Genomic DNA, 25,506 nt, shown 5'->3' with positions numbered 1-25,506 from the left:
CAGTGTTTCAGAAATGGCGTGGAGCAAGGAAAAACACGTTTTTTATGCAATATTTTTCTTTTCGGTTATCCGCATAATACGGCCGCACGGGCCGGGTCAAGGGCAATAAGCCCACTGAGCAGGCTTTCCATTTCGACATGCAGGCGGGTTTTGTCACTGTCGCTGCGTTGTGCTTTCATCCGCAGCAGCTTCAGACTTCGGGCTTTGACTTCAAACGCCAGCCCCGGCTCCCACTGCGGCAAGGTTAGCAATGCGCCGCTGCTATCAAGGTCAATCAACAGATGCAGTGCCATATCGTTCTTGCCGTACTGCTCCGCCACGCGGGCCATCACCAAACGCAGCAGCCACTGATGGCGGGCAGTGGTAATACCCGGACGGGATTGCAACCAGTTAAGTGCGGCTTCAATCCCTTCACTGTCCGCCTGAGCCAGAGCTTCTGGCTCCAGCAACAGAATGCCATCTTCACCGGATGACACCACGGCAGCAGGCTCGCTGCCCCAGCCCGACACCGACTCCAGCACCTGCTGGTTTATCCACCCCAGCGTCACCTCATCAGCAAACGGCGTGCCGTCACTCCAGCATAGCCCTTCCAGCCCTGGTAGCCGGGTCAGTAACAGACGTAAATCCTGGGTGATACAAGCTGCCCAGCCATCGAATGGGGCTCCCGCTTTACTGAGTGCCTGATGCAGATACCACTGCACATCGAGCCAGAAATGGTTGACCCCTTCGGCAAATATCGATTCCGCCTGTTCCAACAACTCCAGCCAGTTTTGTTGCAGATAAAGACGCTTGAGCAGCGCGCGATATTCCGGGCGCGGCGGTACCAGTCTGGTTCGTCCACTCACATCCAACGGCGGTGACTGGTGTACCGTATCCCAGCGCACGCTCTTGATAAGATGATGCCCAGAGAGCCATCCCTGCGGCTGGTTACGCAGGTATTTTGCTAACGTTTTAGCCTGGTCGAGCAGGTCACGCCCCGACTGGACTGGCCGCAACTCCGGTGAAACCATAGCAGTCTGGCCCTGACTCCCTGCCGATGATGACCCGCTGCTGTTTTGTGGCACCACCGCATTCGGTCCACCGGACTGCGCCAGACGATGTTCCAAGGCAAGATACAATCCACCAAACTGCGGACGGGATGCGTCATCCCAGCAGCTAAGGCTCTGTTCGATTAACGCCAGTGCGCCAACGATGCGTGCAAAATCCGCATTATCCACTTCAGGATAGAGCGACAAACTGTCCAGCACGCGAGAACTCGATAGCCATTCCAGCGCAGTTTTCCGACTGGCTGCGCGCAACGGATGCAGGGTTTCACCAAAACGGCTGATAAGCCCGGCCAGCAGTGCCAGTCCATCCGCCAGCCCAGCCTCGCCATCACGGTGTAAACGCGCCCAAATGTAATAGGTTGCCACCCGCACATCTTTGCCATGCAGGGTTAACAGTTTTTCTGCCAGCTCGCTGGCTAACGTGGTATCAGCACCTGAGAGTTTATTGACCTCTTCACGCATCTGCTGGAAGTCGTCATTGTAACTGAGGTCTTCTCCACTGTGCTGGTCAGTCGTCACCGGCTGCAACCAGCGCTCCCAAAGTGTAACCTGTTGTTCTGCCTTTAATAACAGTGAATCAGGGGCCGCGGCACAGGCAGTGATCAGGGTATTTAACGTCGCCATCATGGCTCCTGTTGGTCAATATCAGGGGGTGACAAAAGAGATTAATCCTCTGCCATATCCTCATCATCGGTCCGATCAGATGCCGCTGGAGGGGCGTTCTGTATCAGAAAAATTTGCGCAGGCAGGGTGAAGTTACGCAGTTGCAGCAGACCTAATGGGCCTTTGCCCAGCTCGGTGCGTAATATCCATTGCAGTGATTGGTTATCCATGGTGGTGAAGGTCAGTTGATAACGCCCTTCATCCAGCTTTTTCTGTTTTGCCTGTTCCAGCCAGCGGATCAATCCCCATGTCCCCTGATAATCACCGTATAAACGGGCCCCGGAATTCACGCCAGTCCAGGTCAATAGCGTGCCGGGTTTGTAGGTATCACCCGGCCAGCGGAAACTCTGCCAACTTTCCATCTGGTTGAAATAATGCAATTTCTGTCCATCAATCGCTAAATTGGTTTCCACCACATTCGGAACTGGACGTGCCAGTAGCTCAAAGCGCAGCCCCTGACTGCCGTCAGTGAACAGAATATCGGAGACTTGACTCAGTTGATTAATGGCCGCCAGAAAGTCCGGGTTAAACGTTAGCCCCTGGCTGTTCACTTTACTCGGAACCCAGCGTGTCCCTTCTTTATGCAGCACGCCACCCAGCTCACGGGTCAGGAAGCTGTCGATACGCCCGCTATCCTTACGAATAAATTCGGCCAGCATCGGCAGTGAAGCATCGCTTTTACTGGCGGCAAACGGGTAACGCCCGTCAAAGGCTGATTTCCAATTGGCCACCACCGCGTTTTTCCACTGGTCGTTAAGGCTGGCCGACGAAGGTTGCAACACGGTCTCCCACGCCTGAGTCAGCGGCTGAACAAACATCGTCTGCCCAAAACTGCTCCATTCCTCTCCCAGACTGGCGGCAATCAGGCTGCCGTACTCCTGCGTGTCCGTCAGGTCGACACTTTTCCCTTGGAAAACGGTCTGGGCCAGTACCTGAGTCATCTCTTGTGGGTTCGAGGCATTAACCACTTGCTGGAGCTTAAGCCGTACCCTAGTCACGCGGGTGAGTAACGTTTGCAGGCTCAGCGAGCTGTCGGACGACATCCTGTTTTGTGCATCACCTTTGCCCATCAATGCCAACAGCGGGCCAAAAGTCTCGTCCAGCGGGCCTACTGGCCCATCGGCACTCTGGTCAATGGCCGGGGTCTGATCTTTATGCATCAGCGCCTTGGCGGACTTCACCAGAGAATCCGATAACGCCTGATTCTGCTGCCCAGTCTGTCCTTGCCACGCCAGCGTGTTCATCAGCGCAATCAGCGGCGACTGGCGTACATCACTCATCAGCGTCAGTTGGTCAATCACATCCGACAAGTTATGCGCCTCATTCCAGTGCAAACTGTTGAGAAAACTCAGCCAACTCCCAGCAAAATCGGTGAAATAACGTTCCGTCAGCCGCTTTTTCAACGCTTCCGGTGAAATGTCTTCTGATACCGCACGGCGGTTATCACTCAATACCCAGTCAATTTCTTCGCGACGGGAGGCCACCGTTTTATCTATTGCCTGCTGAATTTGCTCATCCCAGGCCTTGCGGGTAAACATACCGGGCACAGATTCCGAGGTCTGGAACAGACGCTGAGCATCAGTGTCGCCGGTCATGTCCGTCAGCGTCATGTCGGCATAGTTGCGACGCACCGATAGCAGCATGTTTTCATACAGCGTACTTTCTGCATTGCGCTGACCAATCTGCCCCAGCAAGACCTGCCGTACCTGGCTTACCAACCCGGTATCCGGTTTAATTTTCCAGTCCGGCTGAGCAGGCAGATTTTGCGCATAAAATTGCCATAAGTCTGGGGCCAGACTCTGCCACAGACCAGGAGACACACCGGCACGCGCAGGCTCGGTGGTCTGCATCACCTGTGCATAAAATGCAGCATCGGCTTTTTCCGGGCGTGACATCATCAAATAGGCCTTTAACTGGTCATAGCCTGTTTTTGCCAGTGCCGCACGTTGCGGGCTGTTAGCCGGCAGTTCCGCCAGTTCACTGAGTTTCTGATGCAGGCTTTGCGCGGTGGCATCCCTAAGAATGCGGTTGTTGGCCTGGCCATACCACGGCATCAGGACCTCAAGCAGCGGCGCATTATGATCCAGGCCAAAGCGCTGATACCAAGGTGCCCCCTGCGCCACGCGAGATTGTAAGCGCCCGATATCATTGCGCAGGGCTTGTAGGGCCATGAGTTGCTGGTCAGAGACCGCTTGCGACTGCGCCAGTTGCTGTGCCTGCTGCGCGGCAGAGACCATTTGGTGACGGTTGACCGCAAATGACACCACACTGCCCACGCCCCACAGCACTATCAGTGCCAGCAAGCTGTAGCACAATGTCTGCTCCCACGGCAGCCCGACACGGCGTCCACGGGCAGAACGACAGTCATCCAGTACCCCCTGCCAGCGGTCAGATGCAGTCCAGTTTTTCTCGTGCACACGCGCCGCCGATGTTGATACCGCCGGCAAACTGAACATCAACCCACGCAGGGGAATACGCGTCGCATACTCGGTAAACCACGGTGTCAGGCGCTGCCGCCAGCGGGTGGCGTCACCCTGCTCCAGCGACTGCGCCAGGCGCAACAAAAAATCGTGGTGTGGTTCGACAGAGAGCTGCTGCATCCCCTGCTCACGTAACTGAGGCAACAGAGAGCGCAGTTGAAGCTCAACCGCCTCTGGCGTGGCTTTCGCTGGGAACACCACCCCGACTGGCTGCTCCACCCGCGTATCCTGAGCCCACTCGCTGTCGCAGACCTGCCACAGATATACCGGTGGTTGATAACGCAAGGTTGCACCCATTTTTTCCAGGGTTCGCAGGCCGTTGTCCATCCACTGTGGAGTGCCACTCTGCGCGGCGGTTATCGCCCAAACAATGCCATCAAACGGGCGGCCACGGCGCAGTTTACGCCACTCACTCAGCCCCGCTTCATCAGCCGAATTTTGCACGCTACCACCGTGGATCAGCACCGTACGCTGCCCTTCCAACCAGCCCTGTTCCGCCAGTTGCGGTGCCAATGCGGCGATTTCGTCAGGTTCACCCACCACCATCAGCAGCCGGACTTTGTAGCGCCAGAACAGACCGTAACGGCGGCGCAGACGGGTTTTTAGCTTAATGGATTCAGAGTAGGGTGTTTTCTGTCGAGTGGCTTTAAGGGTACGTTTGGGGCCCTGAACTTTATCTTTGATGAGCTGACGGGCGGCAATAAAACCTAATGTCAGTACGCTCAGCGAGATAATCCAGATAAAGAGACATATCATCACCAGATTGCGCACTACATTCCAGTCGGTAGATTTTTGCTCCCCCCAGAACCACCATGCCAGCCCTCCCAGAAAGATGACCAGCGTCAGCGTAGTGATAAAGATAACAACGGTAAGGGCCACTGATATTTCAGTAGGCTTATTTTCCTGATCCATAGGGTTTAACAATTCCAAGCGCGAGTGTGTGATTAGGATCGCGAGCCAGCCAGCCACAAGGCATTGCATGGTGTTCCGCGAAGAAGGCGGCAAGCGTTTGAGCCACCATCGATTCAATCTCAGCAAGCTCACCCCAGTTGAGATCCTGAACATGCTGAGTCACATTCCACCCCGTTTCGTTCAGGTCAGGAATAGGGGGTTGTGAAAATAAAAAGCTGGTATCGGGGGGCTGAGTTAATTCACTTTGATCTAATGCTCGCTGGGCAACAGCGACGATACTCTCATCAGGGGAAGGGTTATAAACCTCTCCACGCGAGAATTGCACTTTACCTGTCTGGCCCAGTAGCCACAAAACAGCGGCTTCCCCAGCCGGTAATCGGCTTTCATGTGAAGCCGGGAGTGAGCAGCATCCCGCACAGAGAAAGAAAGACTCAGGTGCCGAATGCGTAAGCTCATCAATGATTTCTGTCATGCTTTCCTCACCTCGCCACACGACAGGGTGCGCGGGTAACACGACGTCGGGAAAGGACAAGGCCATTTGTGTGGAAAAAACTAACCAGGACGCCACTGAACCTGACCAGTAACAACGCAGCGGCGTTATTGCCAGTGGCCCCTGATGCTGCTCGCGCCATTGTAATACCAGGGTTTTCGCCAGATGCTTTTCTCTTTCCGTGATATCGACGGCAAACGAGTGCAGTAAGCGCAGTGCCTTGCCACCGGACTCAATACGGACGTCCGGTTGACGGTGATCGCGGTTAATCAGCCGTTGCCACTGGGTTAACGTTGTTCCGGCCGGCCCGATTAAGACCGCCTCGGTCAACGCGATATGCTGGCAGTGCCGCGCCCACCATTGCTGCTGAACCTGTTTCACTTCATGGTGATATAACTGCGCGTTATGCGTCGCCATGCGATAAAACAGGACGCGTAGCCCCCAGACCAACGCACTTAGCACGGTAATAAAGCCAATCACCATGACCACCTGGCCGTACCCTGCTTCCGGGTGACGTAGCAGTGCAGCGATACCGCCGGTCAGCAATAACACGGTTGCCCCGGTAGCCAGCCAGCGTTTACCTGTCGGTGGTCGGGCATGACGGTAAGCGGGAAAGGTTGGCTGGGGTCTCATTGCTCTATCCCAACATCGGGGAAAGAACTCACCAGCGTGCAGCCACAGGCGCAGCGGTGCCCGTGTAACGCGACAGGCTGCCCGTCAACCTCTGAGATGGCACTGCCTTCCACAATGCGGGTCATACCATGGCGGTGACACAGGGCTGCATCTCCTTTGCAGGCGATACCTTTACCAAAGCACTGGTAATGCCCCCCCAACACTTTGCCACCGTATTCCCGCAGGCTATCGCCCTGTCGTATGATATTTTTCATGGTTTAACTCCTGACTACGACGTCAGTAATGACTCCGCCTGTGCCCAGCGCGAGGCAATCATTGTTTTTGCCTGTTCGAGCTGTTGTTCACCGAGGAGCTCTTTCTGCAGACTGGCCACGGCACCAGGTACCTGCGTGAATGCCGTCAACAGATCGGCTTCCGGCAGCATGGGAAGTGGCTCTCCGGTAATTAAATCCAGCGCTTTGGCTTCCAGAGCCATCACACTCGCGGTACCTGCCAGTCCTGACAATTTTCCCGCCAGTTTTTTCTGTTTAAAGCTAAAGATGACTCCGCCAACCAACGTGGCCACACCCACCACATTGCCCGCAATGGTCAGCAGTGACAGTTCTTTATTGCAGTTGTCGCCGAAGTAGACCATTCGGTCGCGGAAATAGCCGCCCCAGGGCTCGCGGCTACCAAAGGTGGCGTGCAGGAACCACGCACGGGAGTCATGAACTTGGTCGTCATATAAGTCACGAAGTAAACCACTGGGTTGCTCGGCATTGCTCGCTTCCCCCTGCGGCGGGAACAGCACCTTGACATGCGCGTCGCCATCGGCTTTCATCCGTTTGAATTCTGCCCGCTCGTCATCGGTATTGATCAGGAAAATGGCCGTTTGTGGGATTTTATCCAGCACCAACTGCCAGGTACTGGTCAGGCTGCGTGATTCGCCACGATAGTCATGACCAAACTCCTGAGCGGCTTCAGCCAATTGTGTCTGGGCGATATCCGGGTCAAAATCCTTCACCCCCGGTGGCAGGGGTTTGGACGGTTCACCCTCTCGCTGTTTTGCCAACTGGTCTTTGCGTTCTCTTTCTATCTTGGCTTGATCGGCATCCCGTTTCGCTTGGGAAGCCTTACGGTCTGCCGGGTACTTATCTTTATCGGTTGCATCTAGATAGAAACGGGTCTTTTTCAGCGTATCACCGGCATAACGGTTAATACGCCAGGCAGTGATCCACCCCATCTGGTTATTCACCGCTTTTTCAAGCGTGACGCTGGCACGCACCGGTTCAAACTGTGCAGCCTGTTCAGCGGTTAACTCTTGTGTGGCTGGTGGCAGATTTAGCGTGACCTCACGCCAGGCGTTGAAGCGATTGATGAGGTCTGGGGCAACGACAAATTGTTTACCTAGATCAAAAGGCATTCCTCGCCAATCATCTTGAGATAAATTTTTAGGCACAGCCTCTTTTGGAACCTTTAATGGCGCTCCCACAGCGAAAGCTGCAGCATACATTTCATGTAACGCAATCTGTGATAATAAAATCCCATCATGTTTTTCATTTGCCTTGCCCTGATCGCCGGGAGGATAACCACCACCTAAATCGGAATGCATACCTGGATAAACCACTTCCACGCTGTTGGATGGGTATTTGCCGTCGGTATGGCGGATAGAGTCCAGCGGGAAGCATAACCGCTGTTCATTAGACGAAATCAGATGCACACAACGTTTGATAAATCCGCCATAGGTGGCCTCATCGGGCAGTTCCTGAGTACCGTCGGCCCAGGCCATATGCCCTTCGGCAACCGGTGCCACATGGGCAATACCCACCGATGCTACCGTATCCAATAGACCAAGGAACTCGACACTCAGTGGGATTTTTAAATCATTTATCGCCAGACATTGTTCCGGCTGCAGGCCTTCGGCTTCTGGTTTTGGCAACAACTCACTCAGCCAGCGGACAAATGCGCGCGCCTCGGCGGCGCCACGGGAAAAACCGTATACATAGAGTTTAATACCCAGCAGTTTCGGCTTGCCCGGCTCCGCCGGTGCCAACGCAGTGCGCAGCTTCGATTCAAGCTGTTTGAGCTGCTTACTGAACTCTTCGTAGCGGTTATGTGACCCACCGAACCCAAGGGACGCCCAGGAGGTATTCATTCCTTTTATCGCCAACAGGCAAGCGCTGTCATCCAGCTTGCCCATACCCATGGTCCGCATCAGGGCATCAATCAGCCGCAACAACCCCCAGTTGATCCGGTCTTCTCCGTAGCGTGCCCCCGCCAGCCCGGTCATACTGTATTCAAGGTCATTAATCTCGGGGAATGGGGTACCAACGCCGGGAATATAGTATTTGAAATATTTTTTGCTGATGCTGTCGCTGCTATCCAGCGGTTCTTTTTCTGCACCCCCGGCATAGCCGGTGCCGATGGTGGCACGGAACAGCCGGGCAATATTGGTCGGGTGTTTAGGGTCGGACAAATACTGGTCGTTGTTAAGGTTATTGCCGGTACCGTCGAAGAACAGGCTGATATGCAAGGTGTTACAGCATGGCGGTTCGACCCGCCGGTCTGCGGCCAGGCACAGCTCCTGCCGATAGGCACGCTCCTGACTGTCCTGCTGATGGCAGTTTTTCCCCACCAGTGCCGCCTGGGTCGGTAACCGCCCTTGAGCCGGAAATTGCGCCGGATACCAGGCAATATCCTTTTCTGTGCTTATTTCGGACATACTTTAGGCTCCGGCATCTTCAACGGTTCTTTAATCGGGTAATTAGGGCTGTTGTAGGTGGCACAGGAGGTGGTGACTTTTACCTCATCACAAGGCATAAAGTGCACCGTGATACCGCAGGTTTTTTGCCCAGTATAATCGGGTACAGGCACAACCTTGCTATGCTGACGGTTTTGAGACGTCATTTTTTTTTCCCATTCCAGATACTTATCCCACTTGTCATAACCTGGAAACCCGTCCATATCACCCACCCCTGTTTCCCAATCAACTCTGACCGTCATTCCCGGTCGCCATGGCCCAGAGACGCCATAACAGCAACCGCCGCCACCGCCCTGATAAGGGCCGATAATGTCGATGCCCGACTGGCCATCGACGCTGAAGTTATTAATAGCCCAATGAGTGTGATTGATGGCTTCGATGGTGCCGCCCCCGCCGCCCTGTGCTTCAGCGCCGGGCTGGGTACATGCTGAGAGCAGAAAAAGCCCCGCCAGCAGGCTGAATTTGTTGAGTTTCATGTCACTGTTCCTTCCGTTGAGGTAAGACTGATGAATACACGTGGCTTAGGATTTACCGCTCGCCAAGAAATCAGGAAATCATAAACGCTGTTTTATCAATTAGTTAAGGGATAAGTCGTTAACCGAGAGACTTATTTCGGACATACTTTAGGCTCCGGCATCTTCAGCGGTTCTTTAATCGGGTAATTAGGACTGTTGTAGGTGGCACAGGAAGTGGTAACTTTTACCTCGTCACAAGGCATAAAATGTACTGTGATACCGCAGGTTTCTTGCCCGGTATAGTCGGGCACAGGTACCACTTTGCTATGCTGCCGGTTATTGGCACTCATTTTTTTTCCCATGCCAAATACTTAGCATCATCACCGAACCCTGGAAATCCCTTCATACTGCTTTCACCACTTTCCCAGTCAATTCTGACTGTCATTCCCGGTCGCCATGGCCCCGGTACACCATAGCAGCAACCGCCGCCCCCTCCCTGATAAGGGCCGATGGCATCAATGCCGGACTGACCATCAACACTGAAGTTGTTGATGGCCCAATGGGTGTGGTTGATGGCTTCGATGGTACCGCCCCCGCCGCCCTGTGCTTCAGCGCCGGGCTGGGTACATGCTGAGAGCAGAAAAAGCCCTGCCAGCAGGCTGAATTTGTCGAGTTTCATGTCACTGTTCCTTCCGTTGAGGTAAGACTGATGAACAACACGTGGCTTAGGATTTACCGCTCACCAAGAAATCAGGAAATCATAAGCACCGTTTTATCAGTAGGTTAATAGGATGAAGAGTCCTCTGGGATACTTATTTCGGACATACTTTTGGCTCCGGCATCTTCAGCGGTTCTTTAATTGGGTGATTAGGGCTGTTGTAGATGTAACAGGAGGTGGTAACTTTTACCTCATCACAAGGGATAAAATGTACTGTGATACCGCAGGTTTCTTGCCCGGTATAGTCCGGCACAGGTACCACTTTGCTATGCTGCCGGTTATTGGCACTCATTTTTTTTTCCAGGCTTTATATTTAACTCTGTCAGCAAACCCTGGAAATCCGTCCATTTCACCGACACCACTCTCCCAATCAACTCTGACGGTCATCCCCGGGCGCCATACCCCCGAGACGCCATAGCAGCAACCGCCGCCGCCGCCCTGATAAGGGCCGATAATGTCGATGCCCGACTGGCCATCGACGCTGAAGTTGTTGATGGCCCAGTGGGTGTGGTTGATGGCTTTGATGACACCCCCGCCGCCCTGTGCTTCTGCGCCGGACTGGGTACATGCTGAGAGCAGAAAAAGCCCTGCTAGCAGGCTGAATTTGTCGAGTTTCATGTCACTGTTCCTTCCGTTGAGGTAAGACTGATGAACAACACGTGGCTTAGGATTTACCGCTCGCCAAGAAATCAGGAAATCATAAGCACTTTTTTATCAGTAGGTTAATAGGATGAAGAGTCCTCTGGGATGCTTATTTCGGACATACTTTTGGCTCCGGCATCTTCAGCGGTTCTTTAATCGGGTAATTAGGACTGTTGTAGGTGGCACAGGAGGTGGTGACTTTTACCTCGTCACAAGGCATAAAGTGTACCGTGATACCGCAGGTTTTTTGCCCGGTGTAATCAGGTACGGGTACCACTTTGCTATGCTGCCGCTTTTGAGCGTTTATTTCTTTTTTCCAGGCTTTATATTTAACTCTGTCAGCAAACCCTGGAAATCCGTCCATTTCACCGACACCACTCTCCCAATCAACTCTGACGGTCATCCCCGGGCGCCATACCCCCGAGACGCCATAGCAGCAACCGCCGCCGCCGCCCTGATAAGGGCCGATAATGTCGATGCCCGACTGGCCATCGACGCTGAAGTTATTGATAGCCCAATGAGTGTGGTTGATGGCTTCGATGGTACCGCCCCCGCCGCCCTGTGCTTCAGCTCCGGGCTGGGTACATGCTGAGAGCAGAAAAAGCCCCGCCAGCAGGCTGAATTGGTTGAGTTTCATGTCACTGTTCCTTCCGTTGAGGTAAGACTGATGAATAACACGTGGCTTAGGATTTACCGCTCGCCAAGAAATCAGGAAATCATAAGCACCTTTTTATCAATGAGTTAAGCGTTCAGAAGTCAACCGAGATACTTATTTCGGACAGTCTTTTGGCTCCGGCATCTTCAGCGGCTCTTTAATTGGGTAGTTAGGGCTGTTGTAGGTGGCACAGGAAGTGGTGACTTTTACCTCGTCACAAGGCATAAAGTGTACCGTGATACCGCAGGTTTTTTGCCCGGTGTAATCAGGTACGGGTACGATTTTGCTATGCTGACGATTATGGGCTTTCATTTTTTTTTCCCATTCTAAATACTTATCCCATTCGTCAAAACCTGGAGCACCTTTTGAGCCACCCATCCCGGTCTCCCAGTCAACTCTGACCGTCATTCCCGGTCGCCACTGCCCCGGTACACCATAGCAACACCCGCCACCGCCTCCCTGATAAGGGCCGATAATATCGATGCCCGACTGACCGTCGACACTGAAGTTATTGATAGCCCAATGGGTGTGGTTGATGGCTTCGATGGTACCGCCCCCGCCGCCCTGTGCTTCAGCTCCGGGCTGGGTACATGCTGAGAGCAGAAAAAGCCCCGCCAGCAGGCTGAATTTGTTGAGTTTCATGTCACTGTTCCCAAGAGGCGTTGCTTGACGAAATCCTCCCTTTCGTCATCCATCAATAACCCTGCCTCCGTGGCCGCCATCATTCCCTCGTAACAAACAGAGAACAATGTTTCCTGCCCCATTGTTAAGGTATCTGGAACAGTGAGGTGTCTGAGTAATAGGTTCACGTCACAGACACACATTAAATTTTCCAGTTGCCTGTCGTCGAGGATCAGCATAGATATCTCCTCCTCACGTTTGAGCAATGCGCCATTCCCTGCGATTTGACGGGGTTGGCTATCTCTGTCCAGCCAGCTCCAAAAAATAGCCGGGCGCAGAAGATGAGCTTGCTGGTTGGCATCGAGAATATGCGAAAATAGCAAAGGAAAAATCCGGGAGTCATAGAACCGAAAAATCCCCTCCTGGCTGCCACAGACCACGTTAGTACAGCGAGTTAAGTAATCAGCGAGACTGGCGAAGGGCCAGACCGAACAGAGCATTAATAATTGCCCTGTCCCGGCTAACTGCATGGCCAATTCAATCATCCATTGCCGCTGTAGCGTATTGTCGAGATCGATACGGATCAACAACGGCGCATCCTCCAAAAGTATTTCTTCAGGAAGGTCTTTAAACAGAGAGTCCCATTGAATGGCAGTTTCAAAGTTTGTGAGTGTCGGGAGCAACGAAAAGTCACTTCCCGCCTGATCGATAATCATATCGATGTGTTTTATTTTTAAATCGCTACAGGATGACTCAATTAATTCAACCCACTTAATAACCTGCTCGTTATTCATTGTTATGCGCTCCTTGGCACAAAGCCTTGCGCGAGTGCCTGTGCCTTTTTAAGGCACTCTTTACACACCGAATTGGGTAATTCTGGCAATGGGAAATCCTGGCTCGCCGGGGACTCCATTTTATGCATCCCTTTGAGGCTTAATAGTCCTGGCCCGTGGATTTCAATTTCACCCTGTGGTGTTAAACGGATATATGCCCCACCGCACCCCAGTGTAATGCCGTTCTTGGCGGTCAATTGCAGATGCCCTTGAGTTGACTGGACAGTGACATCTTTTAATGCTGTCAGGGAAAGTACATCGCCGTGTGACTCAACTTCTAATGGCCCTTTGCCTGAGACCAGCCGCATCCCTTCCTGTTGTGAAAGCAGAGAAACCGCTTGGGAGGCATTTGCCGAAAATCGCTGAGAGCTGGTCAGGTTTATTTCCCCCTGACTTTGCAGATACATTGCTTTGCCACTTTGCAGCAACAGACTTTCTGGCGTAACCGCGCCAATACCTTGTGGCGCACTCATCAGCAAGACAGGACCTTTAAGCTGGGTTGAGTCAGTCAAAAGCTGCTTCAAACTGCTGTTCTCTGGCGGGAAATTATGATGCGTCTGAGTAATGCTTCCCCATTCCGTCATCTGGTTTAGTGCACCTTTCATCAGACTGATAGGTTGCGCCATCTCCAGCACCTGCCCCTGAGCTTTGGCCTGACCGTCGGCACTGATAAAGAGGCCCTTTTCTGCACGCAATGCACCAAAACTGTCGGTACGCAGCTCAAAACCTTCACCCCGTGGCTGTTTCTCGTTATCAACCAAATGCCCCAGATTCAGTTGGCTTTTGCCGCCGTATTCGGTGCTGAGCTTGATGTGCTCTTTACCCCGTTCATCCTCAAGGCGCAGTTTGTTATTCGACGGAGTACGCAGTACGTTGCGTTTGTAATTGCTGATGGTGACATGGTCGCCGTGCGCCGAGTCGTGCAACACAGAGGCAATATACGGCCGGTCCGGGTTGCCATCCTCAAACGCAATCGCCACTTCGGTGCCCGCCAGCAGCGGCAGGTGCAGACCGTAGGTGTCACCCGCATACGGTCGAGCCTGACGAACCCACAAGCTTTCGTAACCCGACTCCCAACTGTCACGGTCGAACATCAGGTTGACACGGTAGCGCCCGTCTTTGTCGATATGACCATAAGTGTCGTTCGCCGTGGTACTGGTCACCCGCGCCGGCAAGGTCCCGGCCATGGTCGGCTTGCGGATAAGTGCTGGACGGAAGCAATAATCTTCGGAGTAAGGGATGGCCTCAAAATGCACTTCATAGCTGCGGTCACGGCGGGCATAGCTGGTGATGCGGGTGATTATCACCCCTTTACCAAACTGTGCCGGCACATCGTTTCCGGTGACTTTCAGTTCCTGACCCGGCCCCAGTGTCGCCGCATTGGCTACCCCCGAAAAGCGCGCCTGATTGTTCAGGTAACGTTCATGGCGCAGGCGGGCATAAAACGCCCCACTTTCACTTTCCGGCTCACGCCCTTCGCTGCCTGCGGTCAGGTAGTTATCGGCGTAATGATAAGCTTCGCCGTAGGTGGTGGTATCACCCCGAGTGATATCGGCCCCGGCCGTCATATCGGCAGTGGCGGTGCGGTAGTTGTAATCGCCGGTACTGACCGATTTTTCAACCACCTGATGAGCACTGGACAAGTCCCAGACCGACTCCACGCCGCTGTCGTGCATTCCCGAAGGTGGCACCGCTTGTAGCGTCAGCCCTGGCGGGTAAAAACGTTGGTCGTCGTAAAACTCCACCACATCAATATTAAGCTTGGGGTCAGCGGTAAAACGAAACCAGATCCCCACTTCCGCCAGCAGGCGGCTGATAAAGGTCAGGTCATCTTCGCCGTATTGCATCACCTGCTCGCGGCGCGGATATTCACGGGCCAGCGTGAAGACAAAATCCTGACCGCGCATGTCATGGCGCTCACGCAGAATTTTTTCCACAATCTGCGGCACCGACATGTCCTGATAAATCCCGTTCTGATGGCTGCGCGACAACAAAGCCAACCGCGGTTGCAGACTCAGTTCGTAACGGCATTCATCTTTTGAAGCAGACAGGCGTTTAAATCCGGTCACCACGCCGTGGATCACCCGCTGGGTCTGCTGAACCGTCACGCCAAAGGCTTCGGCCACCGGGGCCGCCAATGTCAGTGACGCGTCCTGCATCAGCATCGTGGCCGGGTCAATCGCCTTGTCTGCGCTGGTGAATTGAATGTCGTAACAGAACGGCTGGCTTAAACTTTCGTGACCTTCAAAGCCCAGTACATCAACAGAGGCCGTGCTGTCGCGGACCACCAGTTTGTGGTGGCTATGGTCAAACCGAATAGCAGGGAGAGAGGTATTCATTTTTCGCCTCCTTCAAATTCAAGGGTAATGCCGTCGGCTTCATCCCAGCCCAAGGTCAGCGAGGTGGTGCGCTGTTGCTCACTCATGCGGCTTAACAGTTGTTGGCTCAGCACCGGTAAAATCTGCTGATTGAGCAGGCTATCGATGTTGCGCGCGCCAGTGTCCGGCAGCAGGCAGGCGGCGACTAGCGTGTCGTACAGGCTTTCTTCAATCGAGCAGTGCAAGCCGTAATGTTTGTTCAGGCGTTTAGCGACCTGTGCCAGTTTCATCTCGACGATGGTACGCAACGCGGTGGCATCCAGTGGGCGGTAGATCAGGGTCTGGAAGCGGGCCAGCAAGGCGGGCTGGAAGTGGTCACGTAGGATCGGGCGCAGCAGTTCATGCAGATCGCTATGGGTCGCTTCCGGTTGTTCATCCAGTAACTGCATCAGATGATCACTGCCCAGATTGGCGGTCATCAGGATCACGGTGTTACGAAAATCAATTTCGCGCCCTTCACCGTCGCGCATAAAGCCACGGTCAAATACCTGATAGAACAGGTTAATGACATCAGCGTGCGCTTTCTCAACTTCGTCAAGCAGCACCACGCTGTACGGGCGCTTGCGCACCGCCTCGGTCAGAATGCCGCCCTGACCGTAACCGACATAGCCCGGTGGCGAACCTTTCAACTGAGAAACGGTGTGCGCCTCCTGATATTCAGACATGTTGATGGTGATCAGCGATTTCTCGCCACCGAACAGTGTGTCGGCCAGTGCCAGCGCAGTCTCGGTTTTGCCCACCCCACTGGGGCCAACCAGCAGGAACACCCCCAGCGGGCCATTTTCGGACGTCAGGCCGGTTTTGGCGGCGCGCAGGCGTTGTGCCATCTCAACCAGCGCCGCATCCTGACCGACCACGCGGGTCGCGAGGTGGTTTTCCAGTTGCAATAAATCGGTCTGTTCGTCTTTCAGCAGGCTGCTCAACGGCACGCCGGTCCAATCGGCGATAACCGTTGCCACCGTGCGCACATCAACATCCAGCGACAGCAGCGGCGCATTACCCTGAATCTGACTTAACTCTTCCTGCAACCTGGCCAGATGTGCCGCGTTGGCGATATCCTGACGCGCGTCGATAATCAGGGCGGTGAGGCGTTTCTCTGCTGCATATTGCTGTTCAAGCGTTTGCTGCCCAACCAGCAGTTCTGCGCGGCGTTGCTCAATCTCAGATAAGCGGGTTGAACCGATACTCGGCAGCAGGAGCAAATCCTGTTCGATGGCCTGTTGCTCCATCGCCAATGCAGCCAGTTCGGCGTTAATTTCCATCAGCGCTTCGGGTAGCGTGTCGATGCTCATGCGCACGCGGGCACCGGCAGTATCGAGCAGGTCCACCGCTTTATCCGGCAGTTGGCGACCGGTCAGGAAGCGCCGCGACAGGGTAACCGCAGCGGTAATAGCAGAATCCAGAATATGCACGCCGTGGTGCTGGGCGTAGCGGCCCTTTAAGCCGCGCAGCATCAGGCTGGCTTTGGCGTCGTCCGGCTCGTCAACTTTCACCATCTGGAAGCGGCGTTCTAATGCGGCATCACGCTCAAAATACTGTTTGTACTCCGACCAGGTGGTGGCAGCGATGGTGCGCAACTCGCCACGCGCCAGTGCCGGTTTCAGCAGGTTGGCGGCATCTGCGCCACCGGCCTGATTACCGGCACCGATGATGGTGTGGGCTTCGTCGATAAACAGCAACACCGGTGTTGGCGATTGTTGTACCGCCTCGATAACATTTTTCAGCCGCTGCTCGAACTCACCTTTGACCCCAGCCCCGGCTTGCAACAGGCCCAAGTCCAGGGTGCGCAGGCTGACGGTTTTCAGGCTATCCGGCACGTTACCTTCGGCAATGCGCAGCGCCAGCCCTTCAACCAAGGCGGTTTTACCCACACCCGGTTCACCGACCAGAATCGGGTTGTTTTTACGGCGGCGCGACAGGATGTCGACCATCTGGCGGATCTCGCTGTCGCGACCAAAAATCGGGTCAATCTGCCCGGTTTTCGCTTTAGCAGTAACATCGAGGGTAAATTTATCCAGCGCCGCTTGCAGGGCGTCATTGAGTTGCGGCTGGCCACTGATAGAGGTAGTAGTCGCTGCCTCATTGGTCAGATTGACCGGGCTGTCTGCCAGTGCCGCAGCCTGCTGAACCTCGGGACGTTCGTCGGATTGGCTGTCCAGCAAAGGTAACAGGCGGTGTAACTGGGTGGTGCTCAGGCTGAGCAACGGCCAGGCGGTATCGGCGGCCAATAATGATGGCGAATTTATCAGAGCAGATAACAGATGGGCGGAACGCACCGCATCAGCATTTTCCTGCAACGAGGCATCCAGCCAGGCACTTTTGATCAGTTGCTGTAACGCGGCTGACAACTGAGGTTTGCCCTGCACCGTGCGCGGCAAAGTATCCAGATGGGCCAGCAACCCCTGCCACAGGCTGTCCATGTCCCACTCATAACGACGGGCAATCACCGTAATATCGCCTTCACCCTGTTCCAGCAGTTTCAACAACCAATGTTCAACGGTTATCTCGGCATGGGCACGGGTCTGACACAGGGTTGCAGCACCGGCCAGTGCCTGCGCGCAATAGGGATTTAACCGACGTAATAAGTGTGCTGAATGCGTTGTCATAAATTCTCTTCCTTGTATGCGAAACCTGATACGTTAGCCGGTTTCACTGGCGTTATTGTCGCCGTCAGTTTGAACACGGACAGCGCGCAAGGCCCGGAGCGTACACGCAGTACGTGATGGCCCGAGCACTGCCCAGGTGCAAAATGGCAAGTAAAATAGCCAGATGAAGCTGGCGTCGGGCACGCTACCGCCCATAGCCATAAACCAAGGCCCATAAGGTCATCTGATAAAATGTGTGTGCGTTTGGCTGAATACCGATACCCCGATACTGAGCTAAAAACACAAAAAGCAGACGGCGAACCGCCTGCTGTAAGATCTTACGCAGTGGTACGTTCGTTCCAGGAATCGGAATGAATGATGTTGCCGTCTTTGTAAGTCCAGGTGATTTTTTCGTAACGCAGCTCAATGGCTTCGAGGTGATTGTGTTTCTCTTTGGCCGGATCCTTGATGTCGTGCATCTTCGGTGCCACTTTCACCAGTTTCACGTTCTCAAGCTTGGTATTGAAATATTCCACTTCCTGGCCCGCATCGTTAATGCGATACCATTTGAACTCAGCGGATTTCAGGGTCTGGCCGGTGGTTACCGCTTTGTACAGGTACGGGCTGGAAGAATCGATTTCCTTGGTGAACAGGAACGGGGTATGGATACGGGTGCCGGTCAGCTTGCCCGTGTTGTTGTCTGTCGGGATATACAGGTTATGTTCCTGTGCCACGATCTCAATACTGCCTTCGCGATCTTTAACATCTACGGAACCTTTAATGTCCGCGCCGCCATCATCTTTCAGCCACAGATAGACTGGAATTGCCATGGGTTACTTCTCCATTTCTAGGTTAATCACTCATCAATCATTTGATGAGTCTTGGGGGCTGGTGCTTTGCAGGCATCAACCTGCGGCACCAAACTAATATCGACACGACGGTTGAGCGCACGGCCTTCCGCAGTGTCATTTGTTGCAATCGGGCGTGTCGCCCCGTAGCCCTGAACCGCAAAGCAGGTGGGTGAGACGTCACTGGTTGAGAGCATCCAGTCACGCAGTGCTTCTGCGCGTTTAAGTGACAGCGTCTGATTAGCGTCGGCATCACCCGTAATATCGGTATGCCCTGCAACCACTATCAGCCAGCCCGGTTTGGCTTTAATGTCGATAAGCGCGTTGACCAGCATTTTGGTACTGCCCGGTTTGAGCTGGAACTTGCCCGTATCAAATAACGACAGCGCGTCGAGGCGCACCGTTGTTGCTACACCCACTTCCTCTATCGCTGGCGGTGGGATATAGGCTTGAACAGCATCGAGTAGAGGCTGGTGCAGACGTTCCCCCTGATACAGCCCCAATCCCATACGCAGTGGTTCACCATTACGGAACCACTCATTGAGCTGTGCAGCATCATGGCGTAATACCTCAACAGCTTTTGCTTTTGGGCCATAATCCGTCATGGCTATGCTGTGGTAATGGCGAATATCAAAACTCACACGGTGCAACAATTGTCGGTTTTGCCAGGCACTGCTGTACAAAGCCACTATTGCCGCCAGGGTCAGTAAAGTGACGCCATGGCGCAGCACCCGGCGACGTGACGACACACCACTGCCGAGGGGAAGTGTTGAAAAGACAAAATCTGGCAAAGGCAAGACGTCATGCGCAGCCGTCGACGGTGGATGCCAACCGGACACCTGTCTCAGCGAGGTATGGGCGGTTAGCCAATGTTGCCAGAGGGAGCTTTGCTCTATATCTGGCAGACCAGCAACCTGCTGCTGAATAATCTGCTGTACAGAGACCGGTGCCACATCCTCATTGCGCGCCTGCAACACCGGGAGCACTTGTGCTTTCAGCCAGTCATGATGGCAGCTGAACAACACCGTCTGTTTCAGTCGTTCCGCCTGTACAACATTGCTTTGTGCGCGCTGCCAGTCGGCCAGAGATCCCGGCGTCGAGATGGTTGACCAGAGCGTCAGCGGCGGAGTTTGCTGTTGTGACAACCAAACCGCATCATGGGCCATCAGTGTGGCCACCGTGCTACTCACCAGCAAGGGAATGTGATGGCGGCTATCGCTACGCAGTTGCATCAGTTGCCAGCGCAGCTCTTGCAGATCGGTGGCCAGCAGGCGCTCATCGCTGCGTTGCTGTGGATTCACCACCACCATCACCGCCAACTGAGAGGCCCATTCAGGCCGCTGCCACAGAAGCTGTCGGGTAAACAGTTGTAGGCTGTTTATCTCATCCACTCGCAGCCAGCAGCCTTGCGCAGTCTGCAGCATCCTCTCGGTGCCAAATAATGATGCCAGACCATCACCACAGACCAGCACCACCGGTAAACGGTGGTTTTCAGGTGGAAGCGGATTTTCGGATGGTAGGGAGAATAGCGGTTCAGAGAATGCCATGTTCGGTTGACGTCTAGCCCGCCCTATTCCCACCAAGCAAATAAGGGCAACCAGCAACAGCATAAGCCAGCCGACTAACAGAGAGAAAGGCAGGAACGCCAGACACAATATGACCGCCAGAAGACCCGCCCATAGCCATAACCCATATCGCCACAGCGGACTCATCACATTGGCCCCGGTAACAATGTCGGTAACAAACCAGATAGCCAGTGGTCAAGACCCCACCACAGCAGCGCGACCATCAGCGCAGCCAACCCCAGTCGCACTGGCCAGTAACGCAGCCAGACCCCAAGACGGTTACGGGATGAGGCAGTTGCCAAGATCCCACGTGATGGTGAAAAGCTGAACGCCGGTACCCGTGCGGTCAGTTGGCTGACCAGTTGTTCCCGTTCAGGTACCGCAATAGAGCGATATCCCCCGAGGAACCCCAACATCAACACCCGGTGAAAACAGGTCAGTACTGCACTATCTGGTGCGGGCTCACGCAACACGGTGCGCATCTGCTCATAAAGCTGGTTACCGGCATCTAGAGTGTTGAAAAAATGCGCCTGCAAGGGCGAGTGACACCACACAAAGTAGGCATCATCCTGTACACCGCGGCCTTTCACAGTTTCATCCAGCAGAGCACATTGTGCGTACCTGATGTGCTGGCAACTTTGTTCGCTGTGGCCGGCGTCTTTCAGCGCCTGATGGACACGTTCAATGTCTGCAACACAGCGTTGCCAAAATGCCTGCCCTTCACCTTCGGAGCAGGCCATTCCCTGACGCAGGCTGATCACCTGCAGCCAGGTATCCTGTAGTAATGCATCAATATTCCCCGTAGGGGAGTGTTCAGTTATTTGATGGTTCATGCGCGCAACACCGCAAACAATTCCAGTTGGATCTCACCCAGCGTACCAGGCACATAGAACACACAAGCCCCTGCCTCCATCATCTGCTTCGCAGCAGGGTGGCTGAGATCAAGGGAGAAATACTGATTTTCCAGGCGCAAGGGGATGGCGGCAGGGACATGGCTCAGGGGACGCAATGGGATCCCGCTCAGTGCAACATTCACCACATTACCGACATCATCCGGCGCTCCGGCTTTACACAACTGCGGGAACTGGGTTTGTAACTGCGCTGAAGACAGAGTGGAACGTACCGACAGATAGAAATCGGCCCCCTCACGCAAGCGAGGATCACGCAGGGTCGCTCGCCACTGATTGATACGCGGTTCATGCTCCAGCTCAATCGCCACCACCCGAGAAGGGAGGCTGGCTTCCAGCAGAATATTCAGCAAAGCAAATAAGGGAGGAAAGACGCGGGTCAGGTGTTCATGCTGATAGGCTGGGATCGCTGTCACCTCGTGTTCAAGGGAAAACGTTAGCAAACTGCCCGCCAGTCTTGCCAGTTCCTGATACAGCCGTTCTGGGTGGATCTGTGGATAACGCTGAAAATTCCCCAGCACCGGTTCAGCGCTGTTAAGGGCATTGAGCAGCCAGAACAGCGACACATCCGCGACAGCAAAATCGGCCATTCGTGCATTGCTTTCCCGGCGCATGCCCATCAGTCGCTGTAAACGCGCCCGAAGCTGCACCATCAGTAATTCCAACTGTTCGCCACACCAGGCACTGGCCTGCAGGCTCAGCATAGGCGGGATAAAACGTGGGTCCAGTGTCCAGCGACCTTGCGCATCCCGCAGCAAACGCGCCACCGGGCAGACCTGATAATCGCCGTTTTCCTGACTGTCCAACCGCAGGGTCAGTTGGTGGTACATCACCGCGACCTGCTTTTTATCATCCCCATACTGATTTTGTACATCGCGCCAGGCCTGACGATGGCGCACGGGCCGTTCGCCCCGCTCATCGGGTTGCAGACAGTTCCCCCCGTTGGCATACAGTTGTGGCATCGCCAGCATAACCGTGGCTTCGGTGGCCTCCGGCGGCAGATTGGCGGCCAGTGTCAGTGTCGGGGGCAACACATCAGCACAATCGGTGTCCACCAGGACACCGTCCTGAAAACGAAGGTGCAAACGTTCTGCTTTCAGGCGGCCCTGAGCCAATGCATCTAATGCAAAAGTGGCCTGAAGGACTCCCCAGGGATGCATGACGCCCATTTGTGCGATGCATTCATTGGTCCAGGCCTCCCAAGAAGCCTGTTGTTGAAATTGCTGCGGGGAAATCAAAACTCCGCGAGTCCACAGAGGACGTTCAATCTTCATGGGTACTTCCTTGCGTACAATCATGCCCGATAAATTTCAAATTACGGCAAGGGCATTCACCCCGGTCATTGACTGGGGTGAATGGGCGTAGCCAACAATGCTGCAGTTTGAAAAATGATGACAATCAGGCTTTCGCCTTCGGCATCTGGGAAACCAATGACAGATTCACGTCCATACCTTCAACCTGGAAGTGCGGCACGGCATACAGCTTCACGCGGAAGAAACCGGGGTTGTCTTCGATATCTTCCACCGTGACTTTTGCATCACGCAGCGGATGGGAAGCCTGCAAGTCATCACCCGGATCAGTCATTTCCGTCACCAACCCACGGATCCAGTTATTCAGCTCCAGCTCCAACAGACGGCGGTCTTTGGTGGTGCCGATGTTCTCGCGCTGAATAAGCTTCAGGTAATGGGCAATGCGTGACAGCAAGAAGATGTATGGCAAGCGGGCATTAATACGGCTGTTGGCAGTGGCATCAGCGGTGTCATACAGCGCAGGCTTCTGGGCAGAGTTGGCCGAGAAGAAGCACGAGTAATCACGGTTTTTGTAGTACGACAGCGGAATAAAGCCCAGATTGGCAAACTCAAATTCGCGCGTTTCCGGGATCATCACTTCTGACGGGATTTTGACCTGATTACCGGTACCCAAATCGTACAGGTGAATAGGCAGGTTGGTCACCGCGCCACCGGCCTGCGGGCCACGGATCTGCACACACCAGCCGTTTTTGATGAAGCTTTTCACCATATTGGCGGCAAAGGCAAACGAGGCGTTGGTCCACAGATAACGGTCATGGTCCGGCCCTTTCACCTGCTCTACGTAGTTAAAGCTGCGTACCGGCACCGTGTCCGGGCCGTAAGGTAAGCGCCCCAGCACGCGCGGCATGGTCAGGCCGATATAGCGGGAATCATCTGAGTCGCGGAAGGCTTTCCACTTGATGTATTCGGCACGGTCAAAGTAGTTACCGATATCTTTGATGGCGGCCACTTCTTCCATGTTCTCTTTACCAAAGAACTCTGGACCCACTGAGCCAATAAACGGCATATGGGCTGCCGCGGCGACCTTGGAGATATTGCGCAATAGCGCGATATCTTGCGGGCTACGGTCGAACTCGTAGTTGGAGATAGCGGCGGCAATCGGTTCGCCACCGGGGGTGTCGTATTCCTGAATGTAAGTCTGGGTGTAGAGACCGCTTTGCACGATTTCAGGGGCGTCTTCAAAATCCTGCACCAGATGATCTTTACTGATATCCAGCAGTTCGATACGCACGTTTTGACGGAAATCGGTTTGATCGATAAGGGATTTCACGCCACGCCAGGTCGACTCCACCCGTTGGAAATCAGGGTGATGCATCACCGCATCCAACTGGCGACTGATTTGATCATCCAGCGCCGCAATGTGGCCATCCAGCAGGGTTTTATCCAGCTTTTCCACTTTTTTCGACGACTGCTTCAGCAGGTCTAAAAAGACACTGACGGCGGCAGTGACACGCTCATCAGTAGTGGCATCCGCCATGGTATCGTTGTTCTGGAAAGCATCCAGACCCGTCAATGAGGAGACTGGGCTCAGGTTGATTTTTTCAAATAAAGAGGCATAAACCCCCTGGGCTACGGGACGGTTTTTCTCTAATACGGTCGTCGCAGTACTCTGCGCACTGTTTTCCTGTACAGACATCAGCATGTTCCTTTTCTTCTTTCTACAAGCAGCCAATCCGGCGATTAACAGTCTTTGGGGGCCAATGCCGCCAGTTCAGCACGCAGCTCATCACTCAATGCTTCGTCTTTGAGGATGTTTTCCAGCTCACGGCGGAAGGTGGCGTTGTCCAGCAAATTGGACTTGAGATCACGCAGCAGATTGCGCATTGCCAGCAAGGCACGCAGTTGTGGGATTTGACGGGCGACACTTTCCGGCTCGAAATCTTTCATGTCGTTGAAGGTCAGAGATACGGCGGTATCGGTATTATCCCCTGCCAAAGTATCAGGCACCGTTAATTTCAGGCTCGGTTGGAACTCGGCCAACACGCTGTTGAAATTATTTTTATTGATATTAAGCTTTTCACGTTCGGACAGCGGACGCTGTTCCTGACCGTTGCTGTAATCGCCCATCACCAGAAGTTTTAAAGGTAGTTCGACTTTCTTCTGGGCACCGCCGGTGTGGAGGTCTAATTTAATATTAATACGCGCTTTGGGTATCTCATTTTGGAAGCTTGACGAGGCCATTGACTTTCCTTGTTAGAGGACGGGAATTTAGGAAATCCACCCCTGAAAAGATGCGTAAAAATAATCGGCATCACCTGGAACAATAGCCATCGCTCACCAATAAACCGTGGCAATGAAATTAAGGAAAATAATTGTTCGTAGATAACCTTCGCATTCGCAGGATGGCATAACACAGTATCTGACAGGTATTTTTCACACACATAAGTATATCGATTAAATACCCAGTGGCGGCAGTGTAAAAACATTAGCCAGGTAACACCAATGGGTTAAATGTTACAAAATGTAACTATTAGCATTTCAGAAAAAATGCAACATCACATTGAAGAATAAGAAGTTTCTTGTTAGGTAAGAAAAAATCCTTGTGCCTTAGCACGTTAAAAATCATCATGAAATTTAAACCAAGACTGCACGAAATGCATTGTAGGAATGGTCCTACATTTTATTTTTTTAAGAGTGTGATCTGGCGCCAGAGTATTTCACAACAAAGAGGGATAAAGAGGAACCTAACGGTTATCACAATGAATCAGTTAACTGTTAATAACGTAAAAATAACTTATCGATATATAATTTCATTGAATGATACATGCAGTACCAGAAAATAGAGGTATGTGGCAGATTTATACCGATGAGAAACTGCTGTGCAGCGAAAAATACGATTATCAACGCAGTTGGTAATACAAGTAAAAAATGATATCCGAGAACAATCCGGTTTCGGTTGTACGGAGTTGACTCTCTCCAGCGTCAGCCACGCTAAGTGTATAGCTAGGTGATAAATGTATAAAATCAATTACATAGGTCAATAAGTTGATATTGATCACTTAATCAGCTCGCCTCAGCAAGACT

Annotated in this window: 18 protein-coding genes and 2 pseudogenes; 1 reads left to right on the top strand and 19 read right to left on the bottom strand. The window is 53.5% G+C overall.

Annotated elements, in window-relative coordinates:
• Positions 1 to 65 precede the first annotated feature (65 nt).
• From tssA to tssH, 13 genes and pseudogenes are all read right to left on the bottom strand, one after another.
• Complete coding sequence (tssA, locus tag V2A84_RS22590) at positions 66 to 1,670, bottom strand: type VI secretion system protein TssA (RefSeq protein ID WP_083162583.1); 1,605 nt, start codon at positions 1,668 to 1,670, stop codon at positions 66 to 68.
• A gap of 41 nt (positions 1,671 to 1,711) precedes the next feature.
• Positions 1,712 to 5,101 carry an ImcF-related family protein gene (locus tag V2A84_RS22585; protein ID WP_193784778.1) on the bottom strand — a complete coding sequence of 1,130 codons (3,390 nt, stop codon included), beginning with the start codon at positions 5,099 to 5,101 and terminating at the stop codon, positions 1,712 to 1,714.
• Positions 5,085 to 6,224, bottom strand: a complete 1,140-nt coding sequence (locus V2A84_RS22580; protein WP_050078991.1) for a hypothetical protein — start codon at positions 6,222 to 6,224, stop codon at positions 5,085 to 5,087. Before V2A84_RS22580 ends, V2A84_RS22585 begins: the two co-directional genes overlap by 17 nt.
• On the bottom strand, positions 6,221 to 6,478 hold the full coding sequence (locus V2A84_RS22575) for a PAAR domain-containing protein (protein ID WP_025377078.1): 258 nt from the start codon (positions 6,476 to 6,478) through the stop codon (positions 6,221 to 6,223). The genes V2A84_RS22580 and V2A84_RS22575 overlap by 4 nt, the downstream gene beginning before the upstream one ends.
• Positions 6,479 to 6,492: 14 nt before the next feature.
• Positions 6,493 to 8,925, bottom strand: a complete 2,433-nt coding sequence (locus V2A84_RS22570; RefSeq protein ID WP_050078992.1) for a T6SS phospholipase effector Tle1-like catalytic domain-containing protein — start codon at positions 8,923 to 8,925, stop codon at positions 6,493 to 6,495.
• Entirely contained in the window at positions 8,913 to 9,440 is a 528-nt protein-coding gene (locus V2A84_RS22565) for a DUF3304 domain-containing protein (RefSeq protein ID WP_083162581.1), read from the bottom strand. The genes V2A84_RS22570 and V2A84_RS22565 overlap by 13 nt, the downstream gene beginning before the upstream one ends.
• A gap of 131 nt (positions 9,441 to 9,571) precedes the next feature.
• Positions 9,572 to 10,098: pseudogene (locus V2A84_RS22560) on the bottom strand (DUF3304 domain-containing protein).
• Between the two features lie 133 nt (positions 10,099 to 10,231).
• Positions 10,232 to 10,755: pseudogene (locus V2A84_RS22555) on the bottom strand (DUF3304 domain-containing protein).
• A gap of 133 nt (positions 10,756 to 10,888) precedes the next feature.
• Positions 10,889 to 11,416, bottom strand: a complete 528-nt coding sequence (locus V2A84_RS22550; RefSeq protein ID WP_442849072.1) for a DUF3304 domain-containing protein — start codon at positions 11,414 to 11,416, stop codon at positions 10,889 to 10,891.
• A 132-nt stretch (positions 11,417 to 11,548) separates the two neighbouring features.
• A complete protein-coding gene (locus V2A84_RS22545; RefSeq protein WP_083162579.1) occupies positions 11,549 to 12,076 on the bottom strand; it encodes a DUF3304 domain-containing protein in 528 nt (175 codons plus the stop codon).
• Complete coding sequence (locus tag V2A84_RS22540) at positions 12,073 to 12,849, bottom strand: DUF4123 domain-containing protein (protein ID WP_083162577.1); 777 nt, start codon at positions 12,847 to 12,849, stop codon at positions 12,073 to 12,075. Before V2A84_RS22540 ends, V2A84_RS22545 begins: the two co-directional genes overlap by 4 nt.
• 2 nt (positions 12,850 to 12,851) lie before the next feature.
• Positions 12,852 to 15,227, bottom strand: a complete 2,376-nt coding sequence (gene vgrG, locus V2A84_RS22535) for a type VI secretion system tip protein VgrG (protein WP_442849071.1) — start codon at positions 15,225 to 15,227, stop codon at positions 12,852 to 12,854.
• On the bottom strand, positions 15,224 to 17,872 hold the full coding sequence (gene tssH, locus V2A84_RS22530; RefSeq protein WP_442849070.1) for a type VI secretion system ATPase TssH: 2,649 nt from the start codon (positions 17,870 to 17,872) through the stop codon (positions 15,224 to 15,226). Before tssH ends, vgrG begins: the two co-directional genes overlap by 4 nt.
• Between tssH and V2A84_RS22525 the strand changes: the two genes are divergently transcribed.
• Positions 17,861 to 17,989: a hypothetical protein gene (locus V2A84_RS22525; protein ID WP_442849069.1), complete on the top strand. Its 129-nt coding sequence runs from the start codon at positions 17,861 to 17,863 to the stop codon at positions 17,987 to 17,989. The genes tssH and V2A84_RS22525 overlap by 12 nt on opposite strands.
• Before the next feature lie 200 nt (positions 17,990 to 18,189).
• On the opposite strand, the gene hcp is transcribed toward V2A84_RS22525, so the two are convergent.
• From hcp to tssB, 6 genes are all read right to left on the bottom strand, one after another.
• Positions 18,190 to 18,681, bottom strand: coding sequence for a type VI secretion system effector Hcp (gene hcp / locus V2A84_RS22520; protein WP_004711812.1), 492 nt, complete (start codon positions 18,679 to 18,681; stop codon positions 18,190 to 18,192).
• 26 nt (positions 18,682 to 18,707) lie between these two features.
• Complete coding sequence (locus tag V2A84_RS22515; protein ID WP_083162571.1) at positions 18,708 to 20,411, bottom strand: OmpA family protein; 1,704 nt, start codon at positions 20,409 to 20,411, stop codon at positions 18,708 to 18,710.
• Positions 20,411 to 21,097: a type VI secretion system protein TssL, short form gene (tssL, locus tag V2A84_RS22510; RefSeq protein WP_083162569.1), complete on the bottom strand. Its 687-nt coding sequence runs from the start codon at positions 21,095 to 21,097 to the stop codon at positions 20,411 to 20,413. The genes V2A84_RS22515 and tssL overlap by 1 nt, the downstream gene beginning before the upstream one ends.
• Positions 21,094 to 22,446, bottom strand: a complete 1,353-nt coding sequence (gene tssK, locus V2A84_RS22505; RefSeq protein WP_050292348.1) for a type VI secretion system baseplate subunit TssK — start codon at positions 22,444 to 22,446, stop codon at positions 21,094 to 21,096. The genes tssL and tssK overlap by 4 nt, the downstream gene beginning before the upstream one ends.
• A 124-nt stretch (positions 22,447 to 22,570) precedes the next feature.
• A complete protein-coding gene (gene tssC, locus V2A84_RS22500) occupies positions 22,571 to 24,124 on the bottom strand; it encodes a type VI secretion system contractile sheath large subunit (RefSeq protein WP_442849068.1) in 1,554 nt (517 codons plus the stop codon).
• A gap of 38 nt (positions 24,125 to 24,162) precedes the next feature.
• A complete protein-coding gene (tssB, locus tag V2A84_RS22495; RefSeq protein ID WP_083162567.1) occupies positions 24,163 to 24,663 on the bottom strand; it encodes a type VI secretion system contractile sheath small subunit in 501 nt (166 codons plus the stop codon).
• Between the last annotated feature and the right edge of the window lie 843 nt (positions 24,664 to 25,506).

This window comes from Yersinia sp. 2553 StPb PI (assembly GCF_052217105.1).
Taxonomy (GTDB): domain Bacteria; phylum Pseudomonadota; class Gammaproteobacteria; order Enterobacterales; family Enterobacteriaceae; genus Yersinia; species Yersinia enterocolitica_E.
The sequence above is the reverse complement of the archived record's forward strand: the minus strand, read 5'-3'. Positions and strand labels throughout refer to the sequence as shown.

Excerpts from the sequence above, each read along its gene's own strand:
- tssA (WP_083162583.1), bottom strand. The coding sequence starts at position 1,670 with ATGGCGACGTTAAATACCCTGATCACTGCCTGTGCCGCGGCCCCTGAT.
- V2A84_RS22585 (WP_193784778.1), bottom strand. The coding sequence starts at position 5,101 with ATGGATCAGGAAAATAAGCCTACTGAAATATCAGTGGCCCTTACCGTT.
- V2A84_RS22580 (WP_050078991.1), bottom strand. The coding sequence starts at position 6,224 with ATGAGACCCCAGCCAACCTTTCCCGCTTACCGTCATGCCCGACCACCG.
- V2A84_RS22575 (WP_025377078.1), bottom strand. The coding sequence starts at position 6,478 with ATGAAAAATATCATACGACAGGGCGATAGCCTGCGGGAATACGGTGGC.
- V2A84_RS22570 (WP_050078992.1), bottom strand. The coding sequence starts at position 8,925 with ATGTCCGAAATAAGCACAGAAAAGGATATTGCCTGGTATCCGGCGCAA.
- V2A84_RS22565 (WP_083162581.1), bottom strand. The coding sequence starts at position 9,440 with ATGAAACTCAACAAATTCAGCCTGCTGGCGGGGCTTTTTCTGCTCTCA.
- V2A84_RS22550 (WP_442849072.1), bottom strand. The coding sequence starts at position 11,416 with ATGAAACTCAACCAATTCAGCCTGCTGGCGGGGCTTTTTCTGCTCTCA.
- V2A84_RS22545 (WP_083162579.1), bottom strand. The coding sequence starts at position 12,076 with ATGAAACTCAACAAATTCAGCCTGCTGGCGGGGCTTTTTCTGCTCTCA.
- V2A84_RS22540 (WP_083162577.1), bottom strand. The coding sequence starts at position 12,849 with ATGAATAACGAGCAGGTTATTAAGTGGGTTGAATTAATTGAGTCATCC.
- vgrG (WP_442849071.1), bottom strand. The coding sequence starts at position 15,227 with ATGAATACCTCTCTCCCTGCTATTCGGTTTGACCATAGCCACCACAAA.
- V2A84_RS22525 (WP_442849069.1), top strand. The coding sequence starts at position 17,861 with ATGCGTTGTCATAAATTCTCTTCCTTGTATGCGAAACCTGATACGTTA.
- tssH (WP_442849070.1), bottom strand. The coding sequence starts at position 17,872 with ATGACAACGCATTCAGCACACTTATTACGTCGGTTAAATCCCTATTGC.
- hcp (WP_004711812.1), bottom strand. The coding sequence starts at position 18,681 with ATGGCAATTCCAGTCTATCTGTGGCTGAAAGATGATGGCGGCGCGGAC.
- V2A84_RS22515 (WP_083162571.1), bottom strand. The coding sequence starts at position 20,411 with ATGAGTCCGCTGTGGCGATATGGGTTATGGCTATGGGCGGGTCTTCTG.
- tssL (WP_083162569.1), bottom strand. The coding sequence starts at position 21,097 with ATGAACCATCAAATAACTGAACACTCCCCTACGGGGAATATTGATGCA.
- tssK (WP_050292348.1), bottom strand. The coding sequence starts at position 22,446 with ATGAAGATTGAACGTCCTCTGTGGACTCGCGGAGTTTTGATTTCCCCG.
- tssC (WP_442849068.1), bottom strand. The coding sequence starts at position 24,124 with ATGCTGATGTCTGTACAGGAAAACAGTGCGCAGAGTACTGCGACGACC.
- tssB (WP_083162567.1), bottom strand. The coding sequence starts at position 24,663 with ATGGCCTCGTCAAGCTTCCAAAATGAGATACCCAAAGCGCGTATTAAT.